Source organism: Acinetobacter soli, assembly GCF_018139125.1.
In the GTDB taxonomy this organism is placed as follows: domain Bacteria; phylum Pseudomonadota; class Gammaproteobacteria; order Pseudomonadales; family Moraxellaceae; genus Acinetobacter; species Acinetobacter soli.
The window spans coordinates 840230-858462 of sequence record NZ_CP073241.1; the positions used below are offsets into that span (position 1 = coordinate 840230).

Consider the following 18233-nt stretch of genomic DNA (forward strand, 5'->3'; position numbering starts at 1 on the left):
AATGACTTTGCTTTATAGGTGCAGAGTAAAGTAAAATTGCCCAGCATTGCATGCCGATTTAGGCTCGATTGTACGAGAAACCCAATGACCCATTTTATTTTCGTAACTGGTGGTGTTGTTTCATCACTAGGTAAAGGTATTTCAGCTGCTTCAGTTGCTGCACTTTTAGAAGCCCGTGGTTTAAAAGTAACCATGGTAAAAATGGATCCATATATTAATGTTGATCCGGGGACAATGAGTCCATTCCAACACGGTGAAGTTTTTGTTACTGAAGATGGTGCCGAAACAGATTTAGATTTGGGCTATTACGAACGTTTCTTACGTCGTGCGAAAATGACCAAATTGAACAACTTCACCAGTGGTCGTGTTTATCAAGACGTTTTAAATAAAGAACGTCGTGGCGATTACTTAGGTGGTACGGTTCAAGTTATTCCACATATTACCGATAACATCAAAGAACGTGTTCTTGCAGCCGGTGAAGGCTATGATGTCGCGATTGTCGAAATCGGTGGTACGGTTGGTGATATCGAATCTTTACCATTTATGGAATCTGTACGTCAGTTAATGGTCGAACTTGGCCATAAGCGTACGATGTTGATGCATTTGACACTCCTCCCATATATTCGTTCAGCAGCAGAGTTGAAAACCAAACCAACTCAACATTCTGTGAAAGAATTATTGTCAATTGGTATTCAACCGGATATTTTGATCTGCCGTACAGAGCATGACGTAGATGCCGACACCAAACGTAAAATCGCATTGTTTACCAATGTTGAAGCACGTGCGGTTGTGGTATGTAAAGATGCGAAAACCATCTATCAAATTCCGCGTAACTTCTACGAGCAAAAAGTAGACGACCTCATCTGTGAGCGTTTCGGCTACAACGATTTGCCACAAGCTGATCTTTCAGATTGGGATCAGGTATGTGAAGCGTTATTTAACCCTGAATACATTGTTCGTGTCGCAATGGTGGGTAAATACGTTGAACTTCCAGATGCTTATAAGTCTGTCAATGAAGCTTTACTTCATGCGGGTATTCAAAATCGCGTAAAAGTTCAGATCGACTATGTCGATGCAGAAACGCTTGAAACCCAAGATATCTCTATTTTGTCTACGGCTGACGCTATCCTTGTACCGGGTGGTTTTGGTGAGCGTGGAACAGAAGGCAAGATGTTGGCGATTAAGTATGCGCGTGAGCAAGGTATTCCATTTTTAGGAATCTGCTTGGGCATGCAGCTTGCGGTAATTGAATACGCACGTAATGTTGCAGGTTTGGCAGAAGCTACATCGACTGAATTTAACCGTTCGACCAAGTTCCCAATCATTGGTCTGATCACAGAGTGGTTAGACGAGCGTGGTGAACTTCAACAGCGCAGCGTTGAGTCAGATCTTGGTGGAACCATGCGTTTGGGTGCACAAAAATCTGAACTGGTCGAAGGCACCAAAACACGTCAGGTGTATGGTAAGGCTGAGATTGTAGAGCGTCATCGTCACCGCTATGAAATGAACGACCGCTTTATTGAGCCAATTGAAAAAGCGGGTATGAAAATTTCGGGCTATTCAACTGCGCAACATTTGGTTGAAACAGTCGAAATTCCTGAACATCCTTGGTTTATTGCTGTACAATTCCATCCTGAATTTACAAGTTCGCCACGTGATGGACATCCATTATTTGCTAGCTTTATCGATGCTGCGAAAAAACAGCACCTTAAAACGAAATAATACGACGCATAAACTAGGACTGTTTAAATGTCACAATTAAAACCCCAAGAGATTGTACGTTTAGGCGATATACAAATGGCAAATCATTTGCCATTTGTATTATTTGGCGGAATGAATGTACTTGAGTCGAAAGATCTTGCATTTGAAATTGCAGAAACCTATGTAGATATCTGCAAACGCCTTGAAATCCCTTACGTTTTTAAAGCAAGTTTTGATAAAGCAAACCGTTCAAGCCTACATTCGTTTCGTGGTCCTGGCCTCGAAAAAGGTATTGAATGGCTCGGTGAAATTAAAAAACATTTTAATGTTCCAATTATTACCGATGTGCATGAACCGTATCAGGCTGCTCCTGTTGCAGAGGTTGCCGATATTATTCAATTGCCTGCATTCTTGAGCCGTCAAACGGATCTGGTTGAGGCAATGGCAAAAACCCAAGCCATTATTAATATTAAAAAAGCACAATTCTTGTCGCCGCGTGAAATGAATCATATCTTGAACAAGTGCCTTGAAGCGGGCAATGACAAGCTGATTTTATGTGAGCGTGGAACCTCTTTTGGCTACAATAATCTTGTGGTCGACATGCTTGGTTTCGACACCATGAAAGAGATGAATGTGCCGGTATTCTTTGATGTCACGCATGCACTTCAAACACCTGGTGGTCGAGCTGACTCGGCAGGTGGACGCCGTGCACAAATTACGACATTAGCTCGCGCAGGGATGGCGACTGGATTGGCTGGATTGTTCTTAGAAGCACATCCAGATCCTGAAAAAGCCAAATGTGATGGTCCTTGTGCGTTACGCCTATCACAGCTTGAGCCTTTCTTGGCACAATTAAAAGAATTGGATACTTTAGTTAAAGGATTCAAAAAGTTAAATACTGATTGATGCAAATGATTGCATCTTATTTTTCATTCAATTGAGGAATTGTTCATGAGCCAAATCGTTGACATTCGTGCACGTGAAATTTTGGACTCTCGTGGTAACCCGACCATCGAAGCAGACGTAATCTTAGCATCTGGCGTAGTTGGTCGTGCATGTGCACCATCTGGTGCTTCAACTGGTTCTCGTGAAGCGTTAGAACTTCGTGATGGCGATAAAGCACGCTATTTGGGTAAGGGCGTTAAAACTGCGGTGAATAACGTCAACACCGTTATCCGTGACGCTTTAGTGGGCAAATCAGTATTTGAACAAAAAGACATCGATAACACGATGATCGAGCTTGATGGTACTGAAAATAAAGAAAAATTAGGTGCGAATGCAACTTTGGCGGTATCACTAGCTGCTGCACGCGCTGCTGCCGATGAAAAGAAAATCCCTCTTTTCCAATACATCGCAGACTTACGTGGTCAAACTATCTTAACGATGCCTGTACCTATGATGAACATCATCAATGGTGGTTCGCATGCAGACAACAACGTTGATATACAAGAGTTTATGATTGAGCCTGTTGGCTTCACTTCATTCTCTGAAGCATTGCGTGCAGGTGCTGAAATCTTCCATTCTCTAAAATCAGTTTTAAACAAAAAAGGTTTAAACACTGCTGTGGGTGATGAAGGTGGTTTTGCGCCAAACTTGCGTTCTAATGAAGAGGCAATCACTGTTATTCTTGAAGCGATTGGTCAAACTGGCTACAAAGCGGGTTCTGACATCATGCTTGCACTTGACTGTGCATCTTCAGAATTTTATAAAAATGGTCAGTACATCTTGGCTGGTGAAGGCAATAAAGCATTCACAAGCAACCAGTTCTCTGACTATTTAGCAGGTCTTGTAAACCAGTATCCAATTATCTCAATTGAAGATGGTTTAGATGAGTCTGATTGGGAAGGTTGGTCTTACTTGACATCGATTCTGGGTGACAAAATCCAGTTGGTGGGTGATGACCTGTTTGTAACCAATCCAAAAATCCTTCAACGTGGTATCAATGAGAAAGTAGGTAACTCTATCTTAATCAAGTACAACCAAATTGGTACGTTGACTGAAACGCTAGATGCAATCTATTTAGCGAAAGACAATGGTTATTCTACAGTGATTTCACACCGTTCAGGTGAAACTGAAGATTCAACTATTGCAGATCTTGCAGTAGGTACTGCTGCGGGTCAAATCAAAACAGGTTCATTGTGCCGTTCTGATCGTGTATCAAAATACAACCAGTTGCTTCGTATTGAAGAGTTAACTAAAGCGGCTTACCGTGGTAAGGCGGAATTCAAAGGTTTAAATTAATCTTTGAATGTAATTGCAAATCATCGTCAGTCTTGAATTGAAGAGATTTGCAGGCAATAAAAGGTGCTATGTTTAATAGCACCTTTTTTATTTTAGAGTGATATTTTCACATTTAGTGATTCATACTACACTGCACAACAGTTTTTGAAATGAGTTGCTAATTTAAAGAGTGCGGAAACTGACTATATTTCTCTATTGAGCAATGAAAAGTGGCTGAATTACATTTAAAGCATCCAGAAGAATTGTAAAAAATAGCATAAAATTAATAGCAGAAAGTTGCCTTAGTTTTGAGTAGATTACTCAAATCATACCCGATAGACCCTTTTCAATTGAGATGAACTTTGACAAAATGAGACGCGTCAAAAAGGTCAATAACGTTATGATTGGCTTTTAATTTTTTATTTAGATTTGGCCGCAATTGTGCATGCCAAGTTTCAAATTGTTATATCATACAAAACATTAAAGGATGTTTTAATTGAAGTGCTCAAGACTATGTTAGAAGTTTTTAAGTCTACTTCGAGCAAACTTATATTGGGGCTTGTCATCATTTTGGTTGCAGGTCTTCAGTACAGTTTCTGGTGGGGTGAGGGTGGTTATTTTCCGCATCAAGCCTTAACACAGCAAATTGCTCAACAAGCTGAAATCAATCAAGAATTAAAAGAGCGAAATCGAATTCTTGCTGCTGAAGTCTATGATCTGAAAAATGGCACAGAGGCGATTGAAGAACATGCACGTCTCGATTTGGGTTTAATTAAGCCTCATGAAACCTTTGTTCAAATGAGTACGATTAGTACCCAGTACAAGCCGATTTATATCGATCCAAATGCTAAAGTAGATATGCAAACCAATGAAACCCCACCAACACCCGACATTCCAGACTAAGTTATGGGCAATTATTCCTGCTGCTGGAAGCGGGTCGCGTTTTTCTAAAACCGAGTTAAAACAATACCAGTTGATTGATGATAAAACTGTTTTAGAACACACAGTTGATCGATTAAATGGCTTACCCCTCGATGGTTATGTTTTGGCCATTGGTCAAGATGATAATATTGCCCAGACACTTCCTTTAAAGAATCGCCATAAAGCACATTTTTGTTTGGGCGGGAAAGAACGAGCCGACTCAGTATTAAATGCGCTGAATCATCTTTTGCGCTTTGCTTCAGAAGATGACTATGTTTTGGTGCATGATGCTGCTCGTCCATGTGTGAGCTTGCCCAACCTAGAGGCATTGATGACACATTGTACAGCGCATGGTGTACATGCCATTTTGGCAACACCTGTCAGAGATACGCTTAAACGAGTACAACAACAGCCTAAAATTGAGAAAACTGTTGATCGGAGTTTCCTCTGGCAGGCACAAACACCACAAATGGCAAAGCTGGGTATTTTAAAGCGTTGTATTGAGTATGCTTTAACGAATCAAATTCCGATCACAGATGAAGCAAGCGCATTAGAATATATGGGTGAAACTGTAGATGTGGTTCAAGGGCGTTCTGATAACATTAAAATTACTTATTCAGAGGATTTACAACTTGCTCGCCTGATTCTAAATGCACAGCGGCAGAGTTGATTTGAGTCTATATTTTTTAAAGCGCTTGTATTTGAAAAGATACAGGCGCTTTTTTTTATACACTACAATTCATTAACGATAATAAGTTGATTTTATACTGAATTGGCATATACATTGCTTTTATAAACATAACGATTATTGCAGGAGAGATGTCCTTTTAGGATACGCCGAAGGAGCAACGACCCCGGAAACTCTCAGGCAAAAGGACTGTAGTGATCGATAAGTAATCTGGAGAGAAGTATCTTAGTATACTCACCGAAGGGGATGGTCGACAGATTTATGGTAAATCTCGTCGCATCGAAGCTCTCAGGTACCATGACAGATGGGGCAACTTCTGAAATGTTGTAACATTTCAAAGGAGCAATTATGTCTCATATTATTGTGATTGGTGCGGGTATTACAGGTGTTACATCGGCCTATGAGCTGGCGAAATTGGGGTATCAGGTCACGGTGATTGACCGACATTTGTTTCCAGCCATGGAAACATCATTTGCCAATGGTGGACAACTTTCAGCCTGTAATGCAGAAGTCTGGAATCAAAAATCTACAGTGGCCAAGGGCATCAAATGGATGTCTCACAAAGATGCACCGTTATTGTTAAATCCTTCATTTAATTTGCATAAATATAGTTGGCTATTTGAGTTTTTATCACAAATCAAAAATTATGAAAAAAATACCATCGATACGGTACGATTGGCACTTTTAGCCCGCCAACGCCTGTTTGAAATTGCTAAAGATGAAAATATTGATTTTAATCTGGAAAAGCGCGGTATTTTGCACATTTATCACAATGAATCGGACTATATCGTTGCCAAAAATGTGAATGATCTGTTGGTTAAAGGTCAGCTTGAGCGCTTTGGTGTCACGCCTGAACAAATGAAGCAGATTGAGCCGACTTTGGCAGGTGAATATTTTGGTGGATATTACACGCCTGGAGATGCAACAGGCGACATTCATAAATTTAGTGTGGGGTTGGCCGAGCGCTCAAAAACGTATGGCGTGAATTACCAGTTTGGTTGGGATGTCAAAGATGTTCAGTTAAATGAGCATATGGTTCGTGTAACATGTTTGCCAAGTGATGAAAACATGTCGCAATTATCAAAAGAAGAGCTTTGTATTGAGGCCGACGGTATTATTGTCTGTGGTGGTGTGGGAAGTTATCAGCTTGCACATATGCTGGGCGATCGAGTAAATGTATATCCGGTCAAAGGATATTCGATTACGGTGCATTTGAAAGATACGAAAAGCATTGCCAACGCGCCTTGGGTGAGTTTACTCGATGAGCGTGCCAAGATCGTGACATCACGCTTAGGAGAAGATCGCTTACGTGTAGCCGGGACTGCCGAATTTAATGGCTATAACCGAGATATTCGGGCAGATCGTATTCAACCTTTAATTAACTGGGTGAATGAAAACTTTGATCTTTCCACCGAACATGTAGTGCCTTGGGCAGGCTTAAGACCTATGATGCCCAACATGATGCCGGTTGTAAAACAGGGCAGACATCCACGTGTATTTTACAACACTGGACATGGCCATTTAGGATGGACACTTTCGGCCGCAACTGCTTCCATGATTAGTCAAGAAATTGCGATGAAAGTTCCTGCCTAAACATATACACACGGCATGCATTCAGGTGTATGCCGATTTAATCGTAAAGCCGATAAATACCTGTAAAACGCTCACAGCCTTTTTGCTCGGTTTTAACAACTAAAAGGCTTTTTTGAAAATTAAATGTATACGCACAGTCGTGCTCGTTATCGACAATCTGATTTTTCTTCTCAGGTGAGGTATAAGCTAAAAATGGCACAGTTTGGGTTTCAGATCGATTGTTCGGATTTCGATATGCAATTCCTTCAATCTTGATTTTATCTTTGCTTAATTGATGAACTTGTAAATGAACTGGCGATGTGGCTAATGTTCCATTGTCATATTTGAGAAAATGCTGTGTAAGCGTTTGATTTAAAGATGTATAAGTATTGAGTTCATCGGAGCGAACGTCAAATTGTTGCTTGATACATTGAGAGGTTTTGCAAAGTTTAGTTTGATTCAGCCACAAGGTGTGAGTGTCTTTGAGCAACTGAACTGGTGCATCTGAAACCAGATAAGCGGTTAAAAATTTACTGTCGAGTGCTTGGCGTGAGCTTTTAAACGTACCTGAGCAGATCTTTCCCTCAAGCGGTGTATCAGATTTTGCATCACAATTGCTCAATGGAAAAGCTTGGGCAAATGTACACCATCCACCAATCATTAGAACATAAGCTACGTTTTTTAAAGGAAATCTATCTGTATTAAACGGCATGATCGCTTATACTTTCATTTGACTTTGCTTCACGTACTATAGCGAAACCGCAAGCCAGAATACAAGATGAGTTGTTTATTTATAGAAGGAATGAATAGTGGTTGTACAAGTTCGAATTGGCCAGGGATTAGATGTGCATGCCTTTGAAGAGGGCGATCATGTCACACTGGCTGGAGTCAAGATTCCGCATTCACATGGCTTAAAAGCGCATTCAGATGGTGATGTCGTGTTACATGCATTGTCCGATGCACTTTTAGGAGCATTGGCATTAGGCGATATTGGTCAGCACTTTCCAGATACAGATCCAGCATTTAAAGGTGTGGATAGCCGAGTATTGCTTAAACATATTTATCAGCTTATTTTGGATCGTGGCTATGTACTCAATAATGCGGATATCACGGTTGCCTGTGAGCGACCTAAGCTAGCCAAGCATAATCTTGACATGCGTCAGAGTATTGCTGATGTTTTGGAGGTTGATGTGACGCAGATCAGTATCAAGGCCACTACAACCGAACAGCTAGGTTTTACGGGGCGTCAGGAAGGTATTCTGGCTACAGCAACCGTATTGATCTCGCATCAGGTAAAATGATCGGATTGATTCATGGTATTTTGAATATCGCGTGTTGCTTTACGGCCTTGAAGCTGTAAAGCAATACTATGAATAATACCCGTCCAAGTTTCGTTGGGTTGCCACACTTCTTCAAGTTGTGTTTGGGCCTCTGAAATATCAATATCCATATAATATTGACGATATAGGTACATCAAACAACTGACCCGATAATTTTTAGCACAATGAATCCAGACCATTTCATTACCGACAAGATGATCAATCAGGTCTAAAATTAACAAACCTTGTTCAGCATTTGGCATGTCCCATAACATAGGCAAATGGATATAATTGAGCCCAAGTTCGAGACAGATTCGATCTTCATGATCTAAGTGTGGATCAGCATCATTTAAGGCCAGATTAATGACGGTACTAAAGCCATATTCTTTAATACACTTAAGCTGTTCTGCGCTTGGTTGACCAGAACTAAAAAGATGTGCATGGATAGGTGCGAAGGCTGGAATTTCAGCAAGAGATTGTTCTAAAGATGTCATAAGCGTTTTGCTGAGTATTCATATTAAAGCTTAAAAATCACTTATAACCAATTCTTTATGACAAATCCAGACAATTTCGCTTATTCGTGACGAATCAAAAAATCAGGACATAAAAAAAGAGAGGATAACCTCTCTTTTTTTATAACACCTATAACTTAAGCTTTCTGTGCAACCAAAGGTGCTGTTTCACGGCGCTTGATTAAAGCGTAGCTCAGACCTGTTACTAAGCTGCCCGCAGCAATCGCAATGAGATACAGCCACGCGTGGTTGATTGCATTTGGAATCAGCAATACAAATACGCCACCATGCGGTGTAACCAGCTCGCAATGAAATAGTGCAACAAGCGCACCTGTGACTGCACCACCAGCGATACAGGTTGGAATTACTCGCATTGGATCTTTTGCTGCAAATGGAATTGCACCTTCAGAAATAAAACACAAGCCCAAAACAAATGCAGCCTTACCTGCATCGCGTTCGCCCGTATTAAATTTATTTTTCGCAAAGAATGTAGCCAGCGCCATTCCGAGTGCAGGTACCATACCGCCCGCCATTGTGGCAGCCATTGGCATATACGTATTGGTGGTTAAAAGGCCTACAGTAAAAGCATAAGCTGCTTTGTTGATTGGCCCACCCAAATCGATACACATCATCGATGCCAAAACAATTCCCATCAACACAGCGTTGGTTGTACCCATGTTGTTCAGGAAGTCTTTCATCATTTCAAAGATTTGAGCAACCGGACTACCCACAACATAGTACATGATCAAACCAACCGACAATGTTCCCAATAATGGAACAATGAGGATTGGTTTTAATGACTCAAGGCTGGTTGGCAACTTGATTTTTTTGGCCAAAAACAACGCGATATAACCAGCAAGGAAACCTGAAACAATCCCGCCCAAAAAGCCTGCTTGTAACTGGGTCGCCAATAAGCCACCAATCAGTCCTGGTGTTAAGCCTGGGCGGTCGGCAATTGAATAGGCAATATAGCCAGACAACATCGGCACCATGAGTGTAAAAGCTGTTACACCAATTTGCTTCAAAACATAAGCTAAACTTCCGCTTTGTTCAGCAGCATTTAAACCAAAACATAGCGATAGTGCGATAAGCAAGCCACCCGCAACCACCATAGGTAGCATGAAAGAAACACCTGTCAGTAGGTGTTTGTACACGCCAGTCTTTTCTTTTGTCGCTGAGCCAGACGCTGCGGTTGCAGCTTGCTTGGACGATTCAAGAACCTTCGCTTCGCTAATCGCTTGTTGAAACGCCTTGTCAGTTTGTTTTAAGGCAAAGCCTGTGCTGCAACGATAAACGCGTTTACCCACAAAGCGGTCGGTATTCACTTCAATATCTGTTGCCAAAATGACAATGTCGGCCGCTTCAATCGCTTCTGCTGTCAGAATATTTTTTGCGCCAACAGAGCCTTGGGTTTCAACATCAATGATATAGTCGTGCTTGGTCGCACCTTGTTGTAAAGCCTCAGCAGCCATAAAGGTGTGCGCTACACCCGTTGGGCAAGCTGTGATTGCAACAAAGCGTTTTGCCTGATTGCCAGTTGAAGCTGTGAGTGAGGCAGACTCACTTGCAGCTTGAGCATTGTTTAAGGCATGACTGAGTAATTCATCTGTATTCTTTGTGGCATCATCCAAACGAATTTGTGCGACCAAGTTTGCAGGGTACGCAGCAACATTACTCGGTAGATCACCCAGAAACACTACAACATCGACATTATGCTGTGGAATGTCATCTTTTGATACAATAGTCGTGCTGGTATAGCCCAATTTGTTTGCAGATTGAGTCAACTTTTTTGCCAAAATCGAAGCATTGACGTACTGCTGCGTACTATTGATCACAAATAAGAGGGATTGAACTGTCTGCATCAGATTAACTCAATGATTTGATAGTGGTTTGTTGTTTAAGATTCAACAGCTTTTCTTCTGTTGGTACGCGAAAGCCAATTTGGCTCACAGCATTACTTGCAATTGCAGTTGCCGTTTGAAGTGTTTCTTCGGCAGAGAGCTTGCTGACCAAACCATGTATCATTCCTGCCAACAATGAATCACCTGCACCTACTGTACTTTTCACTTCTACTTTAGGCGGCAACGATTTTAATGCTTGAGCAGGGTTGAGCCAGTGCACGCCGTCTTCACCCATCGAAATCACAACATGCTCAATACGGCTATCGAGCGCTTTAAACAATTCGATTTGTTCAGACAGTTCGGTGAGCTTCTTACCATAACTTTCTTCAAGTTCATCGGTATTGGGTTTGATCATCCAAGGATGCATTGAAATTGCGGCGACAAGTGCTTCACCACTGGTATCAATTGCGACCAGTTTATTGGCTTTTTGCAACATATCCATCAATGCTTTTAAATCGTCTACTGAAAATCCTTGTGGCAAACTTCCACCAATGACAACGCATTCGACTTCTTTAGCAGCCTGATGAATCTGAAGCATCAAGCGTTGCTTGTCACTTTCGGAAACCAGAAAACCTTTACCGTTAATATCTGTCATGCGGCCAGAGTGTTCTGCAATTTTGACATTCTGGCGTGTTTCGCCTGGAATATAGATAAACTGATTTTCAAAGTGCATTTCTTCAAAGTGGCGATCAAAAATCTCTCGATTTCTTACCCCTAAGAAGCCCGAAACAATGACATCATGCCCCAAATCATGTAAGACCTGTGCAACATTTAATCCTTTACCTGCAGCATGTAGTTGTACATGCTGCTGACGATTGACTGCACCGACATGAAGTGTTTCAAGTTCGATAGTGATATCAATAGCTGGATTTAGAGTAATCGTTAAAATTTTTGCCATGGGTTATTATTCCGCCAATTCACGAACTGCAGTCGCACTATCGCAAAGCAATGCTTTTTGCGCGAGTTTTTGACACTCAGCATAATTTAAGTGGCGCACTTGAGCCTTAACCAGTGGAATGCTAGAAATTGACATACTGAGCTCATCAACGCCAAGTCCCATTAAAATGGGTACAGCTTTAGGATCTGCGGCAAGTTCACCACAAATACCCACCCATTTGTTATTGGCATGTGCAGCACGTACCGTTTGATCAATTAAAAGCAGGATACTTGGGTGAAGTCCGTCTGCTTCAGCCGATAAAATCGGATGACCACGGTCAATTGCCATGGTGTATTGCGTTAAGTCATTTGTACCGATACTAAAGAAGTCGACCTCTTTAGCTAAAATAGGGGTCAAGAGCGCTGCGGAAGGAACCTCAATCATGATGCCGACTTCAAGGTTTTCACACGGATACTGCTCTAGTACTTCGTCTAAGATGCCTTTAGCAGCGCGCCATTCTTCAACTCGACCAACCATTGGGAACATAATGCGCAGCGGGCGATTATCTGCCGATTTAAGCAATGCAATTAATTGCTGACGCAGTAATGTTGGTTTGCGTAAAGTCAAACGAATACCGCGTAATCCCAAAAACGGATTTTCTTCGGCTGCAATCGGTAAGTATGGAAGTGGCTTGTCTCCACCTACATCAAGTGTACGAACGACAAGTGGACGGCCTTCGAGTGCATCAAGTACATGACGGTAATCTTTTTCTTGAGCTAATTCATCTGGTGCGCTGTTATGCGACATAAACACCAGTTCAGTACGCAATAAGCCAATGGCTTCTGCGCCGTTTTGAACAGCTTTAGCCGTATCGACAATTTTTCCAACATTGGCAGCAATTTCGATTTGATGCTGGTCTGTGGTAATCGCTGGCTCGTGTGCAGATTTTTCAGCTTCTTCACGGCGTAGACGCTGTACTTCGCGTTCACGAATTGCATGTTCAATCTGTTCAGGTGAAGGATTCACTTCGAATTCACCTGTGTCACCGTTAATGAGTACAACTGCATGCGAATCAATGTTCAGTACGGCATCACCTGCACCCACAACAGCCGGAATACCTAATGCACGAGCGACAATGGCACTATGCGCACTTGCACCACCAATCGACGTCAAAATACCTGCGACACGGTCTTTGTTTAGGCGGGCAACATCGCTCGGACCTACATCATGCATAATCAGGATATAAGGTTGCTCTGGCTCTTCCACTTCAGGCTCATTACACAAAATGGCCAAAACCTTATCGCCGATATCACGCAAATCAGCAGCACGTTCTGCAAGCAGTTTATCCTTCAAGCCTTCTTGTGCCTTGGCTGCTTTTTCAATATGTTCATGCCATGCAGCGGCCGCACTTAAATTGTGATTTAACGCCAAATGAACTTGTTGAATCAAATCTGGGTCATCAAGCATTTCAAGGTGAGCAAGAAAAATTTGCTTGATGTCTTTCGATGCAGATTTTGAAATGTATTGGTGAATGGTGTTTTTAACCGTACGAATTGCAATTTCAAGCTTTTCTTTTTCTTCTTTTAAACTGCCTGCATAACGATCGTAATTAAATTTTTTCGGCTTAATGACATGCGCAGGGCCAAATGCTAAACCAGAAGAGGCTGCAATACCGCAATGGGTAATTTCATACTGTTCGGTTTCAGCCGAGCTGTCCTGATCAAGTACTGAATTTAAAAACAGATTTTCTTCAATTGGCTCAACTTCTTCACCTAAACCATCACGTACAGCCTCGACAATCTGATCGAGTGCCAAAATTGCATCTGTATCAGGTTCTGCAATAAAGGTTAGGCGTTGACCACGTTGACAACCCAAAGACAGGAGTTTAGTCAGGCTTTTTGCAGAAACAAAACTACCACCATCAACTGATACCTGAAGATCACCACTAAAGGTTTTGGTGAGGTTTACCAGTTGTGTTGCCGGGCGTGCATGTAAACCATGGGCATTGGCAAGTAAAATATTGCGTGAAGGCCAGTCTGGAATCGTTTCTGCACCAACAAGTTTGGCAATTTGATTGCTAGATTGCTCATCGTCTAGCTGTTGTTGTACTTGTGGTAGAAACAGCACATCCATCAAGCGGTTAAATTGTTGTGTATCGAGCTGTTCATTTTCAGCAATACAAATCAGGGTTTTGATGGTACTGCCTTGAAAAGCCAATGGTTGATTCGCTTTCACAATACTCACGGCAGGTTGTTTTACATAACCTGAACCTGAAATTGACCAAAGATCATCTTGAATTTGAATCGTATTTTTAGGATTAAGTTGACTAATAAAACCAGGTTCAACCAATTTTTGTTGTTTGAGAAGCTTACTTGCATTCCAGAAGAAGTCTTCGATATCGTCAACCTGTGTATCGGTTTGAATTAAATTTTCATGCAAGACCAATGATTGGGGCTGTGCTTGTAAAATTTCGATAATCTGTTCTGCTGTTGTAGCAGACTTAACCAACTCATGTACATCTTTACTCAACGCACGCGTCAGAATTTGTAAAACCTGCAAATGTTCATCTGATTTTGCTGCAATAACCACAGCCAAGTAAATAACATTTTCACCGTCCCAGACAACGCCGTCTGGAAAATGTGCTAAACGAACACCTGTGTTTAAAATAAATTCTCGTGATTGTGGTGTTCCATGTGGAATCGCAATCCCTTGACCCAAATATGTCGCGCTTTGCTTTTCACGTGCCTCTAGTCCAGAAAGATATTCAGCAGTTACGAGTTGGTCTTCAACCAGAATATTTATTAAACATTGTAGCGCTTCTGCTTTATCACCAGCATGTTGATGCATGTGAACATGTTGGGGCTCAAGTACTAACATAAAGCTTCCTTTGATAATTTTAATGAAGACCTTGAAATGCTCAGGATATAAAAAAGAAGCCAATTCATCGTCATTTTAAATCAAGTTAAACTTAAAAATAGGACTTAGCTTCCGGTGAAACTTTAACAGAACTTCATAAAATTATCGATATGATAAAGTACCAACTCACTTATTTTTTAGTCAAAAGCTCAAACAAAAATAGAAACTTTTCTGCAAGTTACATATAATTCGTCAAATTGATTTAGTAAGTGGATGCGGCTATAAAAGCGGGTGACTTTAAACGCAAGTATTAAGCGGGAGTAATGATGCGAGTAATTGAACGTATTTTAAAGCGATAAGTCATGATATTTTGAAGAGAACATATAAGATTAAATAAGACAGAAGGGCAATTGGCAAAAATGGTCAAAAAATAAAAATAATAAAAGTGAGTAAGTAATTTAAGCTCAAACAGATGAAAAAAATGGATGATTACTCATCCATTTTCTCTAATTTAGATTTGGCTCTTTCGGCACCCAGTTTTCGAAACTTATGGTCGACGAAAGCCCAGACACAGAAGGCGAAAGATACGATCAAGGCATAGCCAAAGTATTCGGGCTTTAAGTTACCCTTAATCATGCCTTGAAACATGATCGTAAGCATCAGAGCAAACGTGGTTACTCCATATACGACCATATTTGAGGTCTTCAGAGTGTTAATGAAGACTTGCTTATTGAAATGTATTGATGACATCTCCACCCCTCCCATGTTTATTTACGTTTAAATCACAGTAGCGAATTGCTATATCATTTGTTGTACTGCGATTTAGATTCTATTTCAAGAGTTGATACTATTATTTTTTCACTTGATATACAAAAATGATAATACACTGCATCATTATTCAAGAAAAATAATAATATTTAGCTCGAAAATATTAAAGCATCTTAAAGTGTAGCTTCAGTATACGATAGGAATAACGCGATCAATATTCGACAAAAGTGTCACGTAGATGCTTCATTGTTGTTAAGCAAAAAATGAGCCAGAAAAGACAGTTTTAGAATTTTTATGAGTATCAAATAAAAAATGCCTGTTTTGGGTAAAAACGACGGCATTTTTATTGATTGCAAGATGCGGCTTGGATAAAGCACGCGCTTACATTAACGATGGGTGAAAACGATTAATTTTTCACTTTATCGATCACAATAGAAATGACGAGTACCACTAGAGATGGGATCAACCATGCTAAATTTTGCTCATTGAGTGGCAAATGCTGCACAAACGATGGAAGTGCATCTGTGAAACCGGCTGTTTTTAAGCCTTCTATAATACCAAACAAGAATGAGCATGCAGTCACAGGGCCTACAACGTTGGATGGTTTTTTCCAGAATTTCCAGAAGAAACTCAGCATAATCACCACAATTGCAGGTGGATAAATTGCAGTCAGTACCGGTACCGACACCGCAATCAGTTTAGTCAAACCAAGATTTGAGATAATGAGCGAGAAACCGACCAGCACAAATACAAATAATTTGTAAGGAAGTTTAGTTAATTGCGCAAAATACTCAGCACATGCACAGGTGAGGCCAATCGCGGTCACCATACAGGCAAGGAAAATAAGACCAGATAAAAACCAAGTACCTAGGTTTCCAAAGGCATGCTGCACATAAGCGTGCAAAATCACAGCACCGTTGCTCGCATTTGGTGCAACTTCATGACTACCTAAGCCGAGTTTAAACAAGCTTAAATAAACCAGTGTTAAACCAATACCAGAAATAATGCTGGCAATGACAGCATAACGTGTAACCAGTTTCGGATCACTTACACCACGCGAGTAAATCGCCTGAATAATGACGATACCAAAAACCAGTGCACCCAAAGTATCCATAGTCAAATAGCCATTTACAAAACCTTCCGACACCGGGTTGGTGACGTAGTTGTTGATGGCTGGTGGGATATAACCTGATGGAATTGCAACCGCAGCAATACCTAAAATCGCCAACGCGAAAATCTTAAGAGGTGCCAATACATGGCCAACGGTATCGAGAAGTTTGTTTGGATACAATGAAACCAAAGTTACTACAGCAAAATACACGATACTGTAGATCAGCAAACTGCTTGCAGATGTGCCAAAAAACGATGAAAAGCCAATTTCATACGAAACAGTGGCAGTTCGTGGAGTAGCAAAAAGTGGACCGACAGACAGATAACACACAACGGTCAAAATTAAGCTGAAAACACGTCCAAGCGGTGAGCTGATCATCGCGATGGAACCTTCCATACGAGACAAGGCCATAATCGTGATGACTGGTAGACCCACTGCGGTGATCAAGAATCCTGCAGCAGCAAGCCAGACGTGTTCACCTGCTTGTTGTGCAACAATCGGTGGGAAGATAATATTGCCAGCCCCAATAAATAGAGCAAAGGTCATAAACCCCAATGCAATAATATCTGAAGTACGAAGACTAGTCATAAAAAAAGGTGAGACGCAGTAAAGAAGCGCGAATTTTAGAGCAAAAGGAGCCATTTTTGTGCAATTCGCATGGCTTAAAAATTAATAAAAACACCTATTTGCTGCCTGATTGTTTAGTAAAAAAGCACACTGTTTAATTTATATACTTGATATCTTTGCCAACATTTTTAATTTCAAACTTTTATTGCGAATAAAATTTTTATTCATTTATTCATCAAATTTACATTAAATGTGCAAATATTAATCTATTTTGAGTTTTTATTGTGTTGTGCCGAATTGGAAATTGAGCCATTCCATGATAGTTATGTTAATGATTCTCAAAACTAGTATAATAAGTCGGATACGACCGAGGGTAATTACATGCGTGCATCAACTGTAACGATTAAAGACCAGCAAGACTTAGAACATCTACGTGTATCTGGGCGTTTGGCTGCTCAAGTGCTTGAAATGATCGGTCAATTTGTAAAGCCTGGCGTGAGTACAGATGAGCTTGATCAACGTTGTAATGATTTTATTGTAAATACGCTGAACGTAATTCCAGCAAATGTCGGCTATCACGGCTTTACCAAGACCATTTGTACCTCAGTCAATGAGGTAGTTTGTCATGGTATTCCATCGCCAAGTAAAATTTTACAAGATGGCGATATTATCAATATCGATGTTGCGATTATTAAAGATGGATATTTTGGCGATACCAGCCGCATGTATCTGGTGGGAGATGTACAGCCAGAAGCAAAAAAACTGGTGATGACTACTTATAATGCGATGCGTGCCGGAATACTCAGTGTCAAACCTGGCGCTACTTTGGGCGACATTGGTCATGCCATTCAAAGAGTTGCCGAAACTGAAGGTTATTCCATTGTGCGTGAATATTGCGGTCATGGAATTGGAAAGGTCTATCATGAACAGCCGAATATTCTGCACTATGGTCAACCGAATCAGGGCATGGTATTGCAAAAGGGGATGGTATTTACTATTGAGCCGATGGTAAATGCGGGCAAACAGCATGTGAAAGAATTGAGTGATGGCTGGACTGTGGTAACTACGGATAAATCTTTATCTGCACAATGGGAACATATGGTGGCGGTGACTGATACAGGTTTTGAGTTACTCACGCCGTGGCCAGAAGGAACCGGAATTTATCCTGAAATTGAACAATCAATATAAGTTGTAAACAGACCTCAACATGTGTCTAAAGC

The 18233-nt window shown here is 41.0% G+C and carries 15 protein-coding genes and 1 riboswitch; of the genes, 8 read left to right on the forward strand and 7 right to left on the reverse strand.

Annotation, left to right across the window (positions count from 1 at the left end; genetic code table 11):
* Positions 1 to 84: 84 nt before the first annotated feature.
* The 6 genes from KCV09_RS03795 (at position 85) to KCV09_RS03820 (ending at position 7123) form a co-directional block, all read left to right on the forward strand.
* The gene (locus tag KCV09_RS03795; protein WP_004927357.1) at positions 85 to 1722 is read left to right on the forward strand and encodes a CTP synthase; all 1638 of its coding nucleotides are present in this window, start codon (positions 85 to 87) and stop codon (positions 1720 to 1722) included.
* A gap of 27 nt (positions 1723 to 1749) precedes the next feature.
* Positions 1750 to 2607, forward strand: coding sequence for a 3-deoxy-8-phosphooctulonate synthase (kdsA, locus tag KCV09_RS03800; protein ID WP_004937268.1), 858 nt, complete (start codon positions 1750 to 1752; stop codon positions 2605 to 2607).
* Between the two features lie 45 nt (positions 2608 to 2652).
* Positions 2653 to 3942, forward strand: a complete 1290-nt coding sequence (gene eno, locus KCV09_RS03805; protein WP_004937269.1) for a phosphopyruvate hydratase — start codon at positions 2653 to 2655, stop codon at positions 3940 to 3942.
* A 492-nt stretch (positions 3943 to 4434) separates the two neighbouring features.
* Positions 4435 to 4824 (forward strand): cell division protein FtsB, encoded by a 390-nt coding sequence (gene ftsB, locus KCV09_RS03810; protein WP_004937272.1) that lies wholly within the window; start codon positions 4435 to 4437, stop codon positions 4822 to 4824.
* Entirely contained in the window at positions 4790 to 5512 is a 723-nt protein-coding gene (gene ispD, locus KCV09_RS03815) for a 2-C-methyl-D-erythritol 4-phosphate cytidylyltransferase (RefSeq protein WP_212515554.1), read from the forward strand. Before ftsB ends, ispD begins: the two co-directional genes overlap by 35 nt.
* A gap of 131 nt (positions 5513 to 5643) precedes the next feature.
* Positions 5644 to 5732: riboswitch (glycine riboswitch) on the forward strand.
* 146 nt (positions 5733 to 5878) lie between these two features.
* Positions 5879 to 7123, forward strand: coding sequence for a D-amino acid dehydrogenase (locus tag KCV09_RS03820; protein ID WP_025095161.1), 1245 nt, complete (start codon positions 5879 to 5881; stop codon positions 7121 to 7123).
* Positions 7124 to 7160: 37 nt separating this feature from the next.
* On the opposite strand, the gene KCV09_RS03825 is transcribed toward KCV09_RS03820, so the two are convergent.
* The gene (locus tag KCV09_RS03825; RefSeq protein WP_004937277.1) at positions 7161 to 7814 is read right to left on the reverse strand and encodes an A1S_1983 family putative colistin resistance protein; all 654 of its coding nucleotides are present in this window, start codon (positions 7812 to 7814) and stop codon (positions 7161 to 7163) included.
* A 97-nt stretch (positions 7815 to 7911) separates the two neighbouring features.
* Here KCV09_RS03825 and ispF point away from each other — a divergent pair, with 97 nt between their 5' ends.
* A complete protein-coding gene (ispF, locus tag KCV09_RS03830) occupies positions 7912 to 8403 on the forward strand; it encodes a 2-C-methyl-D-erythritol 2,4-cyclodiphosphate synthase (RefSeq protein WP_048763080.1) in 492 nt (163 codons plus the stop codon).
* Here ispF and KCV09_RS03835 read toward each other — a convergent pair.
* The 6 genes from KCV09_RS03835 to brnQ form a co-directional block, all read right to left on the reverse strand.
* Positions 8391 to 8915, reverse strand: coding sequence for a protein tyrosine phosphatase family protein (locus KCV09_RS03835; protein WP_025095160.1), 525 nt, complete (start codon positions 8913 to 8915; stop codon positions 8391 to 8393). The genes ispF and KCV09_RS03835 overlap by 13 nt on opposite strands.
* Positions 8916 to 9070: 155 nt before the next feature.
* Positions 9071 to 10795: a fructose-specific PTS transporter subunit EIIC gene (locus KCV09_RS03840; RefSeq protein ID WP_212515555.1), complete on the reverse strand. Its 1725-nt coding sequence runs from the start codon at positions 10793 to 10795 to the stop codon at positions 9071 to 9073.
* A 4-nt stretch (positions 10796 to 10799) separates the two neighbouring features.
* The gene (gene pfkB / locus KCV09_RS03845; protein ID WP_212515556.1) at positions 10800 to 11732 is read right to left on the reverse strand and encodes a 1-phosphofructokinase; all 933 of its coding nucleotides are present in this window, start codon (positions 11730 to 11732) and stop codon (positions 10800 to 10802) included.
* A 6-nt stretch (positions 11733 to 11738) separates the two neighbouring features.
* A complete protein-coding gene (gene ptsP / locus KCV09_RS03850; RefSeq protein WP_212515557.1) occupies positions 11739 to 14588 on the reverse strand; it encodes a phosphoenolpyruvate--protein phosphotransferase in 2850 nt (949 codons plus the stop codon).
* Positions 14589 to 15056: 468 nt separating this feature from the next.
* Positions 15057 to 15317, reverse strand: coding sequence for a hypothetical protein (locus KCV09_RS16330; protein WP_004937288.1), 261 nt, complete (start codon positions 15315 to 15317; stop codon positions 15057 to 15059).
* 424 nt (positions 15318 to 15741) lie between these two features.
* Complete coding sequence (gene brnQ, locus KCV09_RS03855) at positions 15742 to 17034, reverse strand: branched-chain amino acid transport system II carrier protein (RefSeq protein ID WP_040053985.1); 1293 nt, start codon at positions 17032 to 17034, stop codon at positions 15742 to 15744.
* Between the two features lie 360 nt (positions 17035 to 17394).
* On the opposite strand from brnQ, the gene map reads away from it, so the two are divergent.
* Entirely contained in the window at positions 17395 to 18201 is an 807-nt protein-coding gene (gene map, locus KCV09_RS03860; protein WP_212515558.1) for a type I methionyl aminopeptidase, read from the forward strand.
* Positions 18202 to 18233: the final 32 nt, after the last annotated feature.

Bases quoted from the DNA above. Each gene is read 5' to 3' on its own strand.
- kdsA (WP_004937268.1), top strand. From the start codon at position 1,750: ATGTCACAATTAAAACCCCAAGAGATTGTACGTTTAGGCGATATACAA.
- KCV09_RS03835 (WP_025095160.1), bottom strand. From the start codon at position 8,915: ATGACATCTTTAGAACAATCTCTTGCTGAAATTCCAGCCTTCGCACCT.
- eno (WP_004937269.1), top strand. From the start codon at position 2,653: ATGAGCCAAATCGTTGACATTCGTGCACGTGAAATTTTGGACTCTCGT.
- KCV09_RS03820 (WP_025095161.1), top strand. From the start codon at position 5,879: ATGTCTCATATTATTGTGATTGGTGCGGGTATTACAGGTGTTACATCG.
- brnQ (WP_040053985.1), bottom strand. From the start codon at position 17,034: ATGACTAGTCTTCGTACTTCAGATATTATTGCATTGGGGTTTATGACC.
- ispD (WP_212515554.1), top strand. From the start codon at position 4,790: ATGAAACCCCACCAACACCCGACATTCCAGACTAAGTTATGGGCAATT.
- pfkB (WP_212515556.1), bottom strand. From the start codon at position 11,732: ATGGCAAAAATTTTAACGATTACTCTAAATCCAGCTATTGATATCACT.
- KCV09_RS03795 (WP_004927357.1), top strand. From the start codon at position 85: ATGACCCATTTTATTTTCGTAACTGGTGGTGTTGTTTCATCACTAGGT.
- map (WP_212515558.1), top strand. From the start codon at position 17,395: ATGCGTGCATCAACTGTAACGATTAAAGACCAGCAAGACTTAGAACAT.
- KCV09_RS16330 (WP_004937288.1), bottom strand. From the start codon at position 15,317: ATGTCATCAATACATTTCAATAAGCAAGTCTTCATTAACACTCTGAAG.
- KCV09_RS03840 (WP_212515555.1), bottom strand. From the start codon at position 10,795: ATGCAGACAGTTCAATCCCTCTTATTTGTGATCAATAGTACGCAGCAG.
- ftsB (WP_004937272.1), top strand. From the start codon at position 4,435: ATGTTAGAAGTTTTTAAGTCTACTTCGAGCAAACTTATATTGGGGCTT.
- KCV09_RS03825 (WP_004937277.1), bottom strand. From the start codon at position 7,814: ATGCCGTTTAATACAGATAGATTTCCTTTAAAAAACGTAGCTTATGTT.
- ptsP (WP_212515557.1), bottom strand. From the start codon at position 14,588: ATGTTAGTACTTGAGCCCCAACATGTTCACATGCATCAACATGCTGGT.